Genomic DNA, 14118 nt, shown 5'->3' on the forward strand with positions numbered 1-14118 from the left:
CCGTGGAACTGGAAACTGAGCGCCTGGTCCTGCGCCTGCCGCAGGCGACGGACTTCGATCGTTACGCCGAGACCCTCGGCAACGAAGCGGCCGCCCGCTACATCGGCGGTCACGTTTCGCGCGCGGCCGCCTGGCGCCGCTTCCTGCAGATGCCCGGCGCCTGGGCGCTGCAGGGCTTTGCCATGTTCTCGGTGGTCGAGAAGGCCAGCGGCCTGTGGGTCGGGCAATGCGGCCCGTGGCGCCCGGAGGGCTGGCCCGGCAACGAAGTGGGCTGGACCTTCCATCCCGACGCCTGGGGCAAGGGTTACGCGACCGAAGCGGCGACCGCCGCGATGGACTATGCCTTCGACGTACTCGGCTGGGACGCGGTGATCCACTGCATCGATCCGGACAACGCCGCCTCGCAACGCGTGGCCACGCGCCTGGGCTCGCGCAACCAGGGGCCCGGCCGGATGCCGGCGCCCTACGAAGACTGCCCGACCGACATCTGGGGCCAGACCCGGGCCGAATGGCGCGCGCGGCGCGCCGGGGCGACGGCATGCGCCTGATCCTGCGGATGGCCGTCGTGCTCGCGGCCATGCTGCTTCCCGCGGTCGCCAGTGCCGGCTACACCCTGGCCCCCGAGCCGACCTGGGTCCGCGTCGACCAGGCACCGGACCCCGGCTCGGTGCCGCCCGGCGCGGACGACACCCGCTACCTGCTGGTCGTCGACCAGGTCAACCTGACCGGGCGGCGCCCAGCCTGGTACCGGCGCGTGAGCTACGTGGTCGGCGCCGAGCGCGGCCTCGCCGGGGCCGGACGCTTCAGCATCAACTACCAGCCCGACTACCAGTCGGTGGCGCTGCATGCGGTGCAGGTGTGGCGCGACGGGGTAGTGCACGAGCGGCGCGATGCGGTGCAGGTGCAGGAGCTGCGTCGCGAGGACGACCTGGAGTCGGGCATCCTCGACGGCCTGCATACCCTCGACGTCACCATTCCCGACCTCAAGGTCGGGGACCGGATCGAGTACACCTACAGCATCGAGGGCACCAATCCGGTGTTCGGCGATGCCTGGTACGACTACTACACGGCCACCTACAGCGATCCGGTGGGCCTGCGCCGGGTGCGCGCGATCCATCCGGCCGACACGCCGTTGTACTGGAAGGTGACGCGCGATGCGTTCGAAGTCGACAGCGGCGCGCTCGGCGCCGACGCGCGCTTCGTCGACATCAGCGCCCGCGACGTGCCGCGGACCCGCGCCGAGGAAGGCGAGCCTTCCGGTTACGACAGTTTCGGCCGGATCGAACTGGGCACGGCCGACGCCTGGTCCGACATCGTCGCGTGGGCGCTGCCGCTGTACCCGGCCGGGTTCACCGACCGCGCGGTCGCCGATGCGCTGGTGCGCGAGCTGCGGCTCGACGACGCGGACAAGCTGGCCGTGATGCAGCGTGCCATCGCCTTCGTCCAGGGGCAGATCCGCTACACCGCGCTGGACATGGGCGAGAACTCGCACGCGCCCTACCGGCCGGAAACCACGATCGCCCGCCGTTTCGGCGACTGCAAGGACAAGACCCAGCTGCTGATCGCGCTGCTGCACGAAGCCGGCATCCGCGCCGAGCCCGTGCTGGTCAATACCGGCGCCGGCGCGCGCATCGCCGAGCGCCTGCCGAGCGCGTATGCCTTCGACCATGTCGTGGCGCGCGCGCTCGTCGATGGCAAGACCTACTGGATCGATGCCACCCGCAACCGCGAGACCGGTCCGCTCGCGTCGCGCTCGCCACTGCCGTTCGGGCTCGGGCTGCCGGTGTGCGCCGACTGCAGGCAGCTGGTGCAGATCCCGTACCCGATGCCCGCCGAGCCCGAGGTGGTGGTCGGCGAGCGCATCGACCTGCAGGACCGGCCCGATGGATATTCGGCCGACTTCGTGGTCGTCACCGACTATCGCGGCGCGCGCGGCCGCAACCTGCGCAACAGCTTCGCCGACGAAGGCGACGCCGAATTCGGCCGTCGTTACCTGGCCTATATGCGCGGCTATTACGACGGCATCGACAGCAAGGGCGACCCGAGCATCGAATCGCTGGAGGCCGAAAACGCCTACCGCACCCGCGAGCGCTACGAGCTTGGCTGGAAGACCGACGAAGGCAGCGTGTTCGGGATCATCCTGTTCCAGCTGCTCGACTACCTGCCCAAGCTGGACGACGGCGCGCGCAAGGCGCCCGTGGCGATCGGCGGCCCGCGCCTGGCCAGCCATTCGGTCCGTACCAGTTACGACAAGGGCTGGACGATCGAGAGCGAACACCACGAGGTCAGCAACGACTACTTCAGTTTCCGCCGCGACGTGAGCGTCGAGGACGGCATGCTGGTCATCGACGCGCAATGGCGGCGCACTGCCGACGAGGTCGCGGCCGCGGACGTGGCCGACGTCGCCCGCGACCTGGAAAAGGTGCGCGACCTGCTGCAGTACAACGTCGACCTGGGCGGCGCTGCGTTCCCGCCGGGGATGTTCGCGCCGAAGGCATGGCTGTGGCCGCTGCTGGCGTTGTCGCTGGTGCCGATCCTGCTCGTCGCGGCCTGGCTGCTGCGCGAACGCAACGCCATGGCCGGCATGCTGTTCATGCCGCGCCGGACGATGGCGCGCCTGCTCGCGTCGCCACCGCCGTCCGAGCGCATGTGGCTGCTGATCGTCGTGGCCGCGGTAATGGAAGCGATCTTCACCCGGGTGCCTCCGTTCACCGACAAGGGGCTGGGCATGGCGGCCGGCGTCGCGCTCGGCGCCGGCGGCATGCTGGCGCTGCGCACGGTGATCTACACGGCGATCTTCGGCTGGGCCTTGCGCGCGCTGCGCGTGCGCGCGGACTTCGACCCCTTGCTTGCCTCGACCGCCTGGGCCTGGGGTCCGCCGACGGTGTTGTTCATCGCGTTGTCGCTGGTCGCCGTCGGCGGCGACGTGAGCCTCCTGCGTGACGGGGAGCCGGCGATGGAGGCCGTGTTCCGCACCGTCGCTGCCGGGCTGCTGGTCGTGGTCGGCTCGATCTGGGCGCTGGTGGCGATGGCCAACGCGCATGCGGTCGCCGCCGGCACCAGCCGCGGCCGCGTCGTCGGCGCCTGGGGCATCATGCTCCTGGCCGCGCTCCTGATCGTAGGCTCCATCGCGCTGCTGGCCCGCCCTTGAACCGAATTCGTCCCGAGGATCGACTGCAATGTCCGCTGTAAAACCCATTCCCGCGCGCATGAGGGGCCTGAACCGGGCCGAGATCTGCGACGTCAATTTCCAGGAGTACGTGCGCGACTGGAACGGCGAAACCGGCGCGGCACCGCGCGCCGACGCGGCGGTGCTGCCGGGCAGCGCGCTGGATGCGCGCGGATTCCGCGAATTGTTCGAATCGCAGCTCGTCAGCCGCCACCTGGACCTGATGGCGCGCGTGTTGCGGGTACAGAACAAGGTCTTCTACACCATCGGTTCCAGCGGCCACGAAGGCAACGCCATGGTCGCCCGGCTCACCCGGCACACCGATCCGGCGTTCCTGCATTACCGCTCCGGCGGCTTCATGGCCGAACGCTTCCGCAAGCTGCCGGGCATGGACCCGGTGATGGATTCGGCGCTGTCGTTCGCCGCGTCGAAGGAAGACCCTGCGTCGGGCGGGCGCCACAAGGTCTGGGGTTCGAAGCCGTTGTGGGTGCTGCCGCAGACGTCGACCATCGCCTCGCACCTGCCCAAGGCCTTCGGCACCGCGATCGCGATCGAGCAGGCGCGGCGCGTCGGCCACGCCCTGCCGATCCCCGACGACAGCATCGCCATCTGTTCGTTCGGCGACGCCTCGAGCAACCACGCCACGGCGCAGACCGCGTTCAATGCCGCTGCCTGGACGGCGTACCAGAAGCTGCCGGCGCCGGTGCTGTTCGTGTGTGAGGACAACGGCATCGGCATTTCGGTGAAAACGCCCGACGGCTGGGTTGCGCGCAACTTCCGCGACCGCGCGGACCTGGACTACTTCCAGGCCGACGGCCTGGACCTGGCCAACGGCTACGGCGACGTGCAGCGCGCCGTCGAGCACTGCCGCAACACCCGCCGCCCGACCTTCCTGCACCTGCGCACGACCCGGATCATGGGCCACGCCGGTACCGACTTCGAGATCGAGTGGCGTTCGATCGAGGAACTGTGCGCGGTCGAGGCGACCGATCCGCTGCTGCGCAGCGCCGCCATCGCGCTCGAGTCGGGCCTGATGTCGAAGGACGAGATCCTCGCGCTGTACGAGGACACCCGGAAGAAGTGCTTCGCCGCCGCCGAGGACGCCGATCGCCGCCCGCGACTGTCGTCCCTGCAGGAGGTGATGGCGCCGCTGGCCCCGTATACGCCCGATGCGGTCAAGGCCGAAGCCGAACGCGCGCCGTCGCCCGAGGCGCGGATCGAGGCGTTCGGCGGCGAAGCGAAGCTGCCGGAGAAGCAGGCGCCCAGGCATCTGGCGGTCCAGATCAACCAGGCCCTGCACGACCTGTTCGCCAAGTATCCGGAGAGCTTGCTGTTCGGCGAGGACGTCGCGCAGAAGGGCGGCGTGTACACGGTCACCAAGGGCCTGCAGAAGGCGTTCGGCCCGCGTCGCGTGTTCAACACGCTGCTCGACGAAACGGTGATCCTTGGCCTGGCCCAGGGTTTCGCCAACATGGGCATGCTGCCGCTGCCGGAGATCCAGTACCTGGCCTACCTGCACAACGCCCTGGACCAGATCCGCGGCGAGGCGGCCAGCCTTCAGTTCTTCAGCAACGACCAGTACCGCAACCCGATGGTGGTGCGCGTCGCGTCGCTGGGTTACCAGCGCGGTTTCGGCGGCCACTTCCACAACGACAATTCGATCACCGCGCTGCGCGACATCCCCGGCCTGGTCGTGGGCTGTCCTTCGCGCGGCGACGATGCGGCGATGATGCTGCGCACGCTGGCCGCACTGGCGAAGGTCGACGGCCGCGTGTGCGCGTTCCTCGAACCGATCGCGCTGTACATGACCAAGGACCTGTACGAGGCGGGCGACGGCGGCTGGCTCACCGAATACCCGACGCCGGACCAGGCCATGCCGCTGGGCGAGGGCAGGGTGTATCCGTCGGGCAAGCGCGGCAAGGGCGACGACGACCTGGTGATCTTCACCTTCGGCAACGGCGTGCCGATGAGCCTGCGCGCGGCGCGAACCATCGAGCAGAAGCACAAGTGGAAGGTGCGCGTGGTCGACCTGCGCTGGCTGGTGCCGTTGAACGAGGCGTTCATCCGCGAACAGGCGGCCAGCGCGAAGCGCATCCTGATCGTCGACGAGGGTCGCCGCAGCGCCGGCGTGGGCGAGGGCATCATCACTGCCATCACCGAAGGCGGTTACGCGGCGCGTCCGTTCCGGCGCGTGGTGGGTGCCGACACGTTCACGCCGCTGGCTGGCGCGGCGTTCCTGGTGATTCCGTCGGAAGAGGAAATCGTCGCCGCCACCGACGGCCTCTGAGAAGAAAAAAAGGGGACGGAGGTAATTAAGCGGAACGCTTAATTACCTCCGTCCCCTTTTTTTTACAGCGTCGCGATGGCCTGGGCCAGGCGTGTGCCGTCGGGCAGGGTGGCGACGGCGACGATTTCGCCGTTGCCATCGGTTTCGGGCATCGGATCGCCCGGCGCGACGTCCGTCGTCGTGGTGAACACGACCAGGCCGCGCTTGGCCTTGCCCAGGAAATGGGTGCGGGCGACGATCTCCTGGCCCGGGTAGCAGCCCTTCTTGACGCTGTACGCGTCCAGGCGGTCCAGCGAAAGTTGCTGCGGCGTCCACTTGTCGTGCTGGGAAGCGGGCAGGCGCGGAATGCCGGCGCGCAGGTCGGCGATGGTCCAGCGGGCGACGGCGTCGTCGTCGGGAACGCCCGGCTCTTCTGAAATGCGAATCATTCGCATGTCCGTAGGAGCGGCGGAAGCCGCGAAGGGGATCAAGGCTTCGCGGCTTCCGCCGCTCCCACAAGCGCCGATATCGCCGAAACAACCCGACACGTGCAGGTCGTCGCGCACGTCAATCGCCACCTTGCTGCGGAAAACGAAGCGCTTCAGCGCGTCGGCAAAGCCTTGCGCGTCGGCGTCGGGCAGCACCAGCCAGGCGCATTCCGGGCCGCGGCGCAGGAACACGAACAGCGCAAGCACGCGTCCCTTCGGGCTCAGCCAGCCACTCCACTGCCACTGACCATCGGCCAGCGGGCGCGAGTCGTTCATGAACTGCGCGTGCGCAAAGGCAAGCGCATCGCGGCCTTCCAGGGTCACGACGGCGTGTCCGGGGAGGGCGAACCAGGGCTGCAGCTTGTCCGGCATCGGCGTGAAGACTTAAACTTGGGCGGTTGTGAAGCCCAAGATGATAGGCGAATCCACGAACAGGCACGTTCCCGAGCCAGCGCCAGAACCGGCGCCCGAGGCTCCCGTCGCGCCGCCCGAAATCGGCGGGCGCGAAGGCCTCGATCCGGTGCGATACGGCGACTGGGAAAAGAACGGCCGCTGCATCGACTTCTAGAGGACCTCCCGATGGCGACCCGCGAACGCCCACTGTCACCGCATCTGCAGGTGTACAAGTGGCAGATCACCATGACGATGTCGATCCTGCATCGTGTCAGCGGCATGATCCTGGTCGCCGGTGCGCTGGGCCTGGCCTGGTGGTTGCTCGCGATCGCGGCCGGCGGCGAACACTACGAAACCGTCGCCGCCTGCCTGGCATCGCCTTTCGGCCAGCTCGCGCTGTTCGGTTTCAGCCTTGCGCTGGTCTACCACCTGCTCAACGGCATCCGCCATCTGCTGTGGGATGCCGGCTTCGGCTTCGAGATCCCCGAGTTCTACGCCACCGGCTGGACCGTGGCCGTGCTGACGGTGGTACTGACCGCCGCGATCTGGTTCTTCGCCATGGGAGCGCGCGCATGAGCAACATCGGCACCGCCGGCGATCCGCACCGGCACCGCAGCGGCGACGAATTCCGCACGCCGCTGAAGAAGGCGCGCCACATCGGTTCGGGCAAGACCGGTACCGGCCATTTCTGGTGGCAGCGGGTGACCGCCGTTGCACTGGCGCTGCTGGTCGCCTGGCTGATCGGGCTGCTGGTGTCGCTGGTCGGCGCGGACCTGGACACCGTGCGCACCACCATCGCCAGGCCCTGGAACGCGATTCCGATGGCGGCGCTGGTGATCGCCATGTTCTGGCACGCCAAACTCGGCGTGCAGGTCGTGATCGAGGACTACGTGCACACCCGCTGGGCCGAGATCGCACTCCAGCTGCTCAACCTGTTCGCCTGCTTCGCGGGCGCGCTCGCCTGTCTCTTCGCGCTCGGCCATGTCGCCATGGTCGTCGCCGCGGGCACCCCCTGAGGCCGACATGACTGCATCTTCCGTCAATCCCGCATACAAGATCACCGAACACAAGTACGACATGATCGTCGTCGGCGCCGGCGGCGCCGGGTTGCGTGCCACGTTCGGCCTGGCCCACAAGGGCCTGAAGACCGCGTGCATCACCAAGGTGTTCCCGACCCGTTCGCACACGGTCGCCGCGCAGGGCGGCATCTCCGCCGCGCTCGGCAACATGGGCCCGGACGACTGGCGCTACCACTTCTACGACACCATCAAGGGGTCGGACTGGCTGGGCGACCAGGACGCGATCGAGTACATGTGCCGCGAGGCGATCCCCGCGATCATCGAGCTCGAGCACCAGGGCGTGCCGTTCTCGCGCACCGAGGACGGCAGGATTTACCAGCGTCCCTTCGGCGGCATGACCACCGAGTACGGCAAGGGCATCGCCCAGCGCACCTGCGCCGCGGCCGACCGCACCGGCCACGCGATCCTGCACACGCTGTACCAGCAGTCGCTGGCCCACAATGCGGAATTCTTCATCGAGTACTTCGCGCTCGACCTGATCATGGACGAGCACGGCGCGTGCAAGGGCGTGCTGGCGCTGGACATGAGCGAGGGCACGCTGCACCTGTTCCGTGCCCACGGCACGGTGCTGGCCACCGGCGGCTACGGCCGCGCCTACTTCAGCTGCACCTCGGCGCACACCTGCACCGGCGACGGCGGCGGCATGGCGCTGCGCGCCGGCCTGGGCCTGCAGGACATGGAGTTCGTGCAGTTCCACCCGACCGGCATCTACGGCGCAGGCTGCCTGATCACCGAGGGCGTTCGCGGCGAAGGCGGCATCCTGCGCAATGCCAGCGGCGAGCGCTTCATGGAGCGCTACGCGCCCAACGCCAAGGACCTGGCCTCGCGCGACGTGGTGTCGCGCTCGATGACCATCGAGATCCGCGAGGGCCGCGGCGTCGGCGAGCACAAGGACCACATTTTCCTCGACCTGACCCACCTCAACCCGGCCGACATCCACGAAAAGCTCCCCGGCATCGCCGAGAGCGCGCGCATCTTCGCCGGCGTCGACGTGGAGAAGCAGCCGATCCCGGTGATCCCGACCGTGCACTACAACATGGGCGGCATCCCGACCAACTACCACGGCGAAGTGGTGCAGCCGCGCAACGGCGATCCGGACGCGGTGGTGCCGGGCCTGTACGCGATCGGCGAGGCGGCCTGCGTGTCGGTGCATGGCGCCAACCGCCTGGGTTCCAACTCGCTGCTCGACCTGGTCGTGTTCGGCCGCGCGGTGGCCAACCGTGCCGCCGAGACCATCAAGCCCTCGCAGCCGCACGGCCGGCTGGCCAGCGACGCCTGCGACCGGGCGCTGGCGAACCTCGACAAGGTGCGCAACGCCAACGGCGGCACGCCGACCGCGGTCATCCGCGACCGCATGCAGCGCACCATGCAGGCCGACGCCGCGGTGTTCCGCACCCAGGAGACCCTGGCCGACGGCGTGCGCAAGATCCACGAGATCCACCAGTCCTTCGCCGACGTGCGCGTCAGCGACCGCTCGCTGGTGTGGAACTCGGACCTGGTCGAAACGCTGGAACTGCAGAACCTGCTGGGCCAGGCCCTGGCCACGATCGTCTCGGCGGAGAACCGCAAGGAATCGCGTGGGGCCCACGCCCGCGAGGACTTCCCGGACCGCAACGACGACGAGTGGATGAAGCACAGCCTGTGCACCGTCTCCGAGGACGGCAGCACCAGCATCGATTACCGCCCGGTGCACCTGTACACGCTCGACGACGAGGTCGAGATGGTGCCGCCGAAGGCTCGGGTTTATTGAGGTTTCGGGATCGCGGCTTCCGCCGCTCCTACAGGAAATATTCGAATGGCCGAATTCACGCTTCCCAGGAACTCGAAGATCCAGCCGGGCCGCAAGTTTCCCGCGGCCGCCGGCGCCACGCGCACGCGCAGCTTCAAGGTCTATCGCTGGAGCCCGGACGACGGGCGCAATCCCACGGTCGACACCTACGAGGTCGACCTGGACAAGTGCGGCCCGATGGTCCTGGACGCGCTGATCAAGATCAAGAACGAGATCGACCCCACGCTCACCTTCCGCCGCTCCTGCCGCGAAGGCATCTGCGGCTCGTGCGCGATGAACATCGACGGCACCAACACCCTGGCCTGCACCAAGGCGATCTCCGATTGCAGCGGCAAGGGCGAAGTGCCGATCTATCCGCTGCCGCACATGCCGGTGGTCAAGGACCTGGTGCCGGACCTGACCCATTTCTATGCGCAGTACGCGTCGATCAAGCCCTGGATCCGCACCCAGAGCTCGCCGCCGCCGGACCGCGAGCGGCTGCAGTCCAAGGAAGACCGCGCGAAACTCGACGGCCTGTACGAGTGCATCCTGTGCGCCTGCTGTTCCACCGCCTGCCCGAGCTACTGGTGGAACGGCGAGAAGTACCTGGGCCCGGCGATCCTGCTGCAGGCCTACCGCTGGATCGTCGACTCGCGCGACGAGGACACCGGTGCGCGCCTGGACGACCTGGAAGACCCGTTCAAGTTGTACCGCTGCCACACGATCATGAACTGCACGCGCACCTGCCCGAAGGGCCTGAACCCGGCCAAGGCGATCGCCAGCATCAAGCAGCTCATGCTCGAGCGCCGTGGCTGACGACCGGAAGCTCCGTTGGCGCTGCCGCCGCGGCATGCAGGAACTCGACGTCCTGCTGCTGCGCTTCCTGGATCGCGAATGGCCGACGGCTTCCGAAGCCGGGCGCGCGGTTTTCCTACGGTTGCTGGACACCGAAGACGACAGGCTATGGCGCTGGTTCCTCGGCCACGAGACCGCGCCCGATGCCGAGCTCGACACGCTCGTCCAGCACATCCGCACCCTGCCGCCTTGAGTGGCGCCCTTCGCGCTGGGCGACCGGCGCGCTGATCCTGCTGGCGACGCTGGCTCCGTTGTGCGTGGTGCAAAGCGAGATGCCGCGGCTGGCCGCCTGGCCGCTCGCGGTGCTGGCCGGTGCCTGGGGCCTCTGGTCGGCGTGGTGCGAGCGACGTCGTCCGGCCCATGTCTTCGAGTTCGGCACTCCACCGTTCGGCACCAAGCTCGATGGAAGGACGACTGCCCGGACCAGGATCACCTGGAGGGGGCCGTTGGCCGTACTGCATTGGTGCGATCGCCACGGGAGGGAAGGGAGATTGGCCTGGTGGCCGGATACCTTGCCTGCCGATGCGCGCCGGCGCCTGCGCTTGTATTGCCTCCAGCCAGCCCTGGCGGACCAGCTGGAGGCAACCAGCTAACGCGGCTACCGGACCGGTTACTCCTCCGGCGGCGGATCCGGGCGGACCGGCATGTGGGCGCACCCGCTCAGCAACAGCGCAGCCCCGACCACCAGCAATGCCAGCACGCCGCCGTTGACGGTTTCCGCCTCGATATTCGTCAGCTCTCGCACACGACTCTCCTTGAACGTATAGCCGGCCCGTCTCCGGGGCCGGGACGGAAGCATTCCGTCGGTGGGGAGGCTACCAGCAGAGGGCATGGCTATCGGCGGGGGTGACCAATTCTGTCATCATTCACCCATGCTGAAGTTCGTCCCCCTGGCCATCGGCTTGCGTTACCTGCGCGCAAAGCGCCGTAACGGCTTCATTTCCTTCATCTCGCTCGCATCGATCCTCGGGATCGCGCTGGGTGTGGCCGCGTTGATCACCACACTGGCAGTGATGACCGGCTTTCAACGCGAGATCCGCGACCGGATGCTGGAGATGGCCGCGCACGCCACCGTCACGGCCGACGGTGCGGCCATGGAGAACTGGCAGCACGCGGTCGCCATCGCCCGCCAGGATCCGCGCGTCGCCGGCGCTGCCCCTTACATCGAAACCGAGGCGTTGTTGCAGGGTGCGCGTCGCCAGCCGGCAATCGTTCGCGGCGTGGTGCCGAAGGACGAGGCGGAAGTTTCGGTATTCGCGCAGAAGATGGTGCAGGGTCGACTCGACCAGCTCACTCCGGGCAGCTACAACATCGTGCTCGGCATCGAACTGGCGACATGGCTGGGCGTAGGAGTGGGCGACAAGGTCGTGGTCACCACCTCGTTCCAGTCCACGCCGATGGGGGGCATCCCCCAACTCAAGCGCTTCACCGTGAGCGGAATTTTCGAAGCCGGCTACCAGGAATACGACAAGGGCATGGCGGTGGTCGCCATGGAGGACATCCAGCGCGTGACGCGGATGGGCGACGGCGTCACCGGCGTGCGCCTGCGCATGCACGACATGGACCAGGCTTTCGATGTGGCACGCGACCTGGCGCTGCGCCTGGAGGGGCCGTACCGGGTCAGCGACTGGACCCGGGACAATGCCAACATGTTCCGTGCGTTGCGGATGGAAAAGACGGTGATGGCTATCCTGCTGTCGCTGATCATTGCCATGGGCGCGTTCAACCTCGTCAGTTCGCAGGTGATGCTGGTCACCGACAAGCAGGCCGACATCGCGATCCTGCGCACCCTGGGCCTGAGCCCGGGTGGCGTCATGCAGGTCTTCGTGGTGCAGGGCAGCGTGATCGGGCTCATCGGAACTGCGATCGGCGTCGCCAGCGGGATCGTGCTGACCCTGAACCTGGAAACGCTGCTGCAGCTGATCGAGCGGGTCACCGGTGTGGTGCTGTTGCCGGAGGACGTCTACTACATCACCGGGCTCCCCACCGAGTTGCGCGTGGCGGACATCGTTGCCATCGCCTCGGTATCGCTGGCGATGGCGTTCGCAGCCACCATCTATCCGGCGTGGCGCGCAGCGCGAACGCCGCCGGCAGAGGCATTGCGGTATGAATGAAGAACGGCAGCCGGAGAGCGTTCTCCGGGCAACGGGCTTGGCAAAGACCTACGCCGAGGGGTCCTTGCGCACGCCGGTGTTCGATGGGCTGGACATCGAAGTGCATGCAGGCGAAACCGTGGCGATCCTGGGCGCGTCGGGCGCGGGCAAGAGCACGTTGCTGCACTTGCTGGGCGGGCTCGATACGCCGACGGCGGGCGAGGTCTACGTTGCCGGGCAGAAGATGAGCGCGCTCTCGGACGCGGCGCGCGGCAAGTTGCGCAACCGAGCGCTCGGCTTCGTCTACCAGTTCCACCACCTGCTGCCCGAGTTCACCGCGCTGGAGAACGTGATGCTGCCGGTACTGCTCGGTGGCACGCAGGTGCCGGAAGCGGCCGCGCGAGCCCGGGAGTTGCTGGAGTCGGTCGGCCTGGGCCATCGCCTGGGACACAAGCCGGGCGAGCTGTCGGGCGGCGAGCGCCAGCGCACCGCGGTGGCGCGCGCCCTGGTCAACAAGCCGGCCTGCGTGATGGGCGACGAGCCCACCGGCAACCTCGACGAGAAGACCGCGGCCAACGTGTTCGGACAGATGCTGGAACTCAACCGCGCCCACCGCACCAGCCTGGTCCTGGTCACCCACGACCGCAGCCTCGCGCGCAAGCTCGACCGCGTCATGGAGCTCCACGAAGGCAAGCTCCGCCAGCTCTGAAAAGAAAAAAAGGGGACGGAGGTAATTAAGCGCGCGCGCTTAATTACCTCCGTCCCCTTTTTCTATTGGCAGGTGGGGGTGGTGGTGCGGAGCACGGCTTCCTGGGCGAAGCGGGTCTTGTAGGCGGCGATGATGGAGTCGACCGCGGCGTCGCCCGCAGCACCTGCCGGGCGCACCACGGCGAGCACGTGGCTGGCTTCGCGGATGGTGTTGCCGGCTGTGCCGCGCCAGGCACCCTGCGCCGGCCAGGTGGTGAAGCCGTCGGGCAGGGCGGGAACGACCACCTCGTCGACGAAGCGGTGCCATTCCTCGTCGCTGACCACGCCACCCGGGCGCTGCGTGCCGAAGTAGAGGCGTTCGTCGAGCGCCGCGTTGCGTCCGGAATCGCATGCAGGTGCGACTGCGGTGGCGGTTGTCGTGCAGCCGGCGGCCGCGAGGACCATGGCGCAGGCGAGGGCGGCGGCGTACGGATGGCGGGACGGCATGGATCGGACTATACCGACGCCGCCGACGGCAGTGCGCCGATGGCGGCTGCACGCAGCCAGGCCGACGCTGGGCCATGCGCACTGCAAGGCTTCCGCGAGTCCATGTCGCTCCGTTCGGACTGGCGGTGGCCGCGGCCCTATTGGCCGGTGTTGCCGGGTGCCTGCGGCTGCCGGCCTTGCCGCCTGTCGCCGCCGCATGGCTCGTGCTTGTCGCCGGTCTGGTGCTCTGGTGGCGCAGCGGGCTGCCGCGGTTTGCCGGCGCCCTGCTGTGCGGCTTCGCGCTCGCGTCCCTGCATGCCGGTGCGGCGATGTCGCTGCGCCTGCCGGTGGCGCTCGAACGCGCGGACGTCATGGCCAGCGGCACCGTGGTCGACCTGCCGTTGCACGAACCGGGACGGACGCGCTTCCGCTTCCGGGTGGACGACGACGGGTCGCAGGAGGCCGCGTTGCGCGGCAGGTTGCTGCAGTTGTCCTGGTATGCCGATCGCGGCGACCGCGGCGACCGCGCGCAAGGCGCGCTCCTGCGGGCCGGGTCGCGGTGGGAGCTGCACCTGCGCGTCCGCGCACCGCGCGGCCTGCGCAATCCCGGCTCCATCGACGCGGAGAAGCGTGCGCTGGCCGCGCGCATCGCGGCCACCGGCTACGTGCGCGATCCGGAACTGGCACGCGAGTCGGCGCCGGCCCGCGGCATCGACGCCTGGCGTGGACGCATGGCCGCGCGCATCGAAGCGTCCGTGCCGTCGCCATCGTCGCGGTTCGTGCGCGCACTCGCACTGGGCGACACGCGCGGGCTGCAGGAAGCCGACTGGACCA

General features: G+C 68.5%; 15 protein-coding genes. 12 read left to right on the plus strand and 3 right to left on the minus strand.

Going from position 1 to position 14118, the window contains the following annotated elements:
- The first annotated feature begins 2 nt into the window (after positions 1 to 2).
- Genes QAA18_RS06170 through QAA18_RS06180 form a run of 3 tightly spaced genes read left to right on the plus strand, consistent with a single transcriptional unit; the run spans position 3 to position 5456 of the window.
- On the plus strand, positions 3 to 548 hold the full coding sequence (locus QAA18_RS06170; RefSeq protein WP_279411940.1) for a GNAT family N-acetyltransferase: 546 nt from the start codon (positions 3 to 5) through the stop codon (positions 546 to 548).
- Complete coding sequence (locus tag QAA18_RS06175) at positions 539 to 3151, plus strand: DUF3857 domain-containing protein (RefSeq protein ID WP_279411941.1); 2613 nt, start codon at positions 539 to 541, stop codon at positions 3149 to 3151. The genes QAA18_RS06170 and QAA18_RS06175 overlap by 10 nt, the downstream gene beginning before the upstream one ends.
- A 28-nt stretch (positions 3152 to 3179) precedes the next feature.
- Complete coding sequence (locus tag QAA18_RS06180) at positions 3180 to 5456, plus strand: thiamine pyrophosphate-dependent enzyme (RefSeq protein ID WP_279411943.1); 2277 nt, start codon at positions 3180 to 3182, stop codon at positions 5454 to 5456.
- 62 nt (positions 5457 to 5518) lie between these two features.
- On the opposite strand, the gene QAA18_RS06185 is transcribed toward QAA18_RS06180, so the two are convergent.
- Positions 5519 to 6295: a folate-binding protein gene (locus tag QAA18_RS06185; protein ID WP_279411944.1), complete on the minus strand. Its 777-nt coding sequence runs from the start codon at positions 6293 to 6295 to the stop codon at positions 5519 to 5521.
- A 40-nt stretch (positions 6296 to 6335) separates the two neighbouring features.
- On the opposite strand from QAA18_RS06185, the gene QAA18_RS06190 reads away from it, so the two are divergent.
- The 6 genes from QAA18_RS06190 to QAA18_RS06215 are packed head-to-tail and all read left to right on the plus strand — an operon-like array spanning position 6336 to position 10211.
- Positions 6336 to 6491, plus strand: coding sequence for a DUF1674 domain-containing protein (locus QAA18_RS06190; RefSeq protein ID WP_279411946.1), 156 nt, complete (start codon positions 6336 to 6338; stop codon positions 6489 to 6491).
- A gap of 11 nt (positions 6492 to 6502) precedes the next feature.
- Entirely contained in the window at positions 6503 to 6892 is a 390-nt protein-coding gene (gene sdhC, locus QAA18_RS06195; protein ID WP_279411948.1) for a succinate dehydrogenase, cytochrome b556 subunit, read from the plus strand.
- On the plus strand, positions 6889 to 7332 hold the full coding sequence (sdhD, locus tag QAA18_RS06200) for a succinate dehydrogenase, hydrophobic membrane anchor protein (RefSeq protein WP_279411949.1): 444 nt from the start codon (positions 6889 to 6891) through the stop codon (positions 7330 to 7332). The genes sdhC and sdhD overlap by 4 nt, the downstream gene beginning before the upstream one ends.
- A 7-nt stretch (positions 7333 to 7339) precedes the next feature.
- On the plus strand, positions 7340 to 9145 hold the full coding sequence (gene sdhA, locus QAA18_RS06205; RefSeq protein ID WP_279411951.1) for a succinate dehydrogenase flavoprotein subunit: 1806 nt from the start codon (positions 7340 to 7342) through the stop codon (positions 9143 to 9145).
- A gap of 45 nt (positions 9146 to 9190) precedes the next feature.
- A complete protein-coding gene (locus tag QAA18_RS06210; RefSeq protein ID WP_279411952.1) occupies positions 9191 to 9979 on the plus strand; it encodes a succinate dehydrogenase iron-sulfur subunit in 789 nt (262 codons plus the stop codon).
- Positions 9980 to 10013: 34 nt separating this feature from the next.
- Complete coding sequence (locus tag QAA18_RS06215; RefSeq protein ID WP_279411962.1) at positions 10014 to 10211, plus strand: succinate dehydrogenase assembly factor 2; 198 nt, start codon at positions 10014 to 10016, stop codon at positions 10209 to 10211.
- Between the two features lie 417 nt (positions 10212 to 10628).
- On the opposite strand, the gene QAA18_RS06220 is transcribed toward QAA18_RS06215, so the two are convergent.
- Positions 10629 to 10763: a hypothetical protein gene (locus tag QAA18_RS06220; RefSeq protein ID WP_279411953.1), complete on the minus strand. Its 135-nt coding sequence runs from the start codon at positions 10761 to 10763 to the stop codon at positions 10629 to 10631.
- A gap of 127 nt (positions 10764 to 10890) precedes the next feature.
- Here QAA18_RS06220 and QAA18_RS06225 point away from each other — a divergent pair, with 127 nt between their 5' ends.
- A complete protein-coding gene (locus QAA18_RS06225; protein ID WP_279411954.1) occupies positions 10891 to 12132 on the plus strand; it encodes a lipoprotein-releasing ABC transporter permease subunit in 1242 nt (413 codons plus the stop codon).
- Positions 12125 to 12820 (plus strand): lipoprotein-releasing ABC transporter ATP-binding protein LolD, encoded by a 696-nt coding sequence (gene lolD / locus QAA18_RS06230; RefSeq protein WP_279411955.1) that lies wholly within the window; start codon positions 12125 to 12127, stop codon positions 12818 to 12820. Before QAA18_RS06225 ends, lolD begins: the two co-directional genes overlap by 8 nt.
- 62 nt (positions 12821 to 12882) lie before the next feature.
- On the opposite strand, the gene QAA18_RS06235 is transcribed toward lolD, so the two are convergent.
- Positions 12883 to 13305 carry a DUF3574 domain-containing protein gene (locus QAA18_RS06235; RefSeq protein WP_279411956.1) on the minus strand — a complete coding sequence of 141 codons (423 nt, stop codon included), beginning with the start codon at positions 13303 to 13305 and terminating at the stop codon, positions 12883 to 12885.
- Positions 13306 to 13430: 125 nt separating this feature from the next.
- Between QAA18_RS06235 and QAA18_RS06240 the strand changes: the two genes are divergently transcribed.
- The coding region (locus QAA18_RS06240; RefSeq protein ID WP_279411958.1) for a ComEC/Rec2 family competence protein at positions 13431 to 14118 on the plus strand (688 nt) is incomplete at its 3' end.

The sequence above is a fragment of the Luteimonas sp. 8-5 genome (assembly GCF_029763755.1).
Taxonomy (GTDB): domain Bacteria; phylum Pseudomonadota; class Gammaproteobacteria; order Xanthomonadales; family Xanthomonadaceae; genus Cognatiluteimonas.

What these genes read in the sequence shown, in the direction of transcription:
- QAA18_RS06190 (WP_279411946.1), top strand. Translation starts at nt 6,336, where the DNA reads ATGATAGGCGAATCCACGAACAGGCACGTTCCCGAGCCAGCGCCAGAA.
- QAA18_RS06215 (WP_279411962.1), top strand. Translation starts at nt 10,014, where the DNA reads ATGCAGGAACTCGACGTCCTGCTGCTGCGCTTCCTGGATCGCGAATGG.
- sdhD (WP_279411949.1), top strand. Translation starts at nt 6,889, where the DNA reads ATGAGCAACATCGGCACCGCCGGCGATCCGCACCGGCACCGCAGCGGC.
- QAA18_RS06210 (WP_279411952.1), top strand. Translation starts at nt 9,191, where the DNA reads ATGGCCGAATTCACGCTTCCCAGGAACTCGAAGATCCAGCCGGGCCGC.
- QAA18_RS06235 (WP_279411956.1), bottom strand. Translation starts at nt 13,305, where the DNA reads ATGCCGTCCCGCCATCCGTACGCCGCCGCCCTCGCCTGCGCCATGGTC.
- QAA18_RS06175 (WP_279411941.1), top strand. Translation starts at nt 539, where the DNA reads ATGCGCCTGATCCTGCGGATGGCCGTCGTGCTCGCGGCCATGCTGCTT.
- lolD (WP_279411955.1), top strand. Translation starts at nt 12,125, where the DNA reads ATGAATGAAGAACGGCAGCCGGAGAGCGTTCTCCGGGCAACGGGCTTG.
- QAA18_RS06225 (WP_279411954.1), top strand. Translation starts at nt 10,891, where the DNA reads ATGCTGAAGTTCGTCCCCCTGGCCATCGGCTTGCGTTACCTGCGCGCA.
- QAA18_RS06180 (WP_279411943.1), top strand. Translation starts at nt 3,180, where the DNA reads ATGTCCGCTGTAAAACCCATTCCCGCGCGCATGAGGGGCCTGAACCGG.
- sdhA (WP_279411951.1), top strand. Translation starts at nt 7,340, where the DNA reads ATGACTGCATCTTCCGTCAATCCCGCATACAAGATCACCGAACACAAG.
- sdhC (WP_279411948.1), top strand. Translation starts at nt 6,503, where the DNA reads ATGGCGACCCGCGAACGCCCACTGTCACCGCATCTGCAGGTGTACAAG.
- QAA18_RS06185 (WP_279411944.1), bottom strand. Translation starts at nt 6,295, where the DNA reads ATGCCGGACAAGCTGCAGCCCTGGTTCGCCCTCCCCGGACACGCCGTC.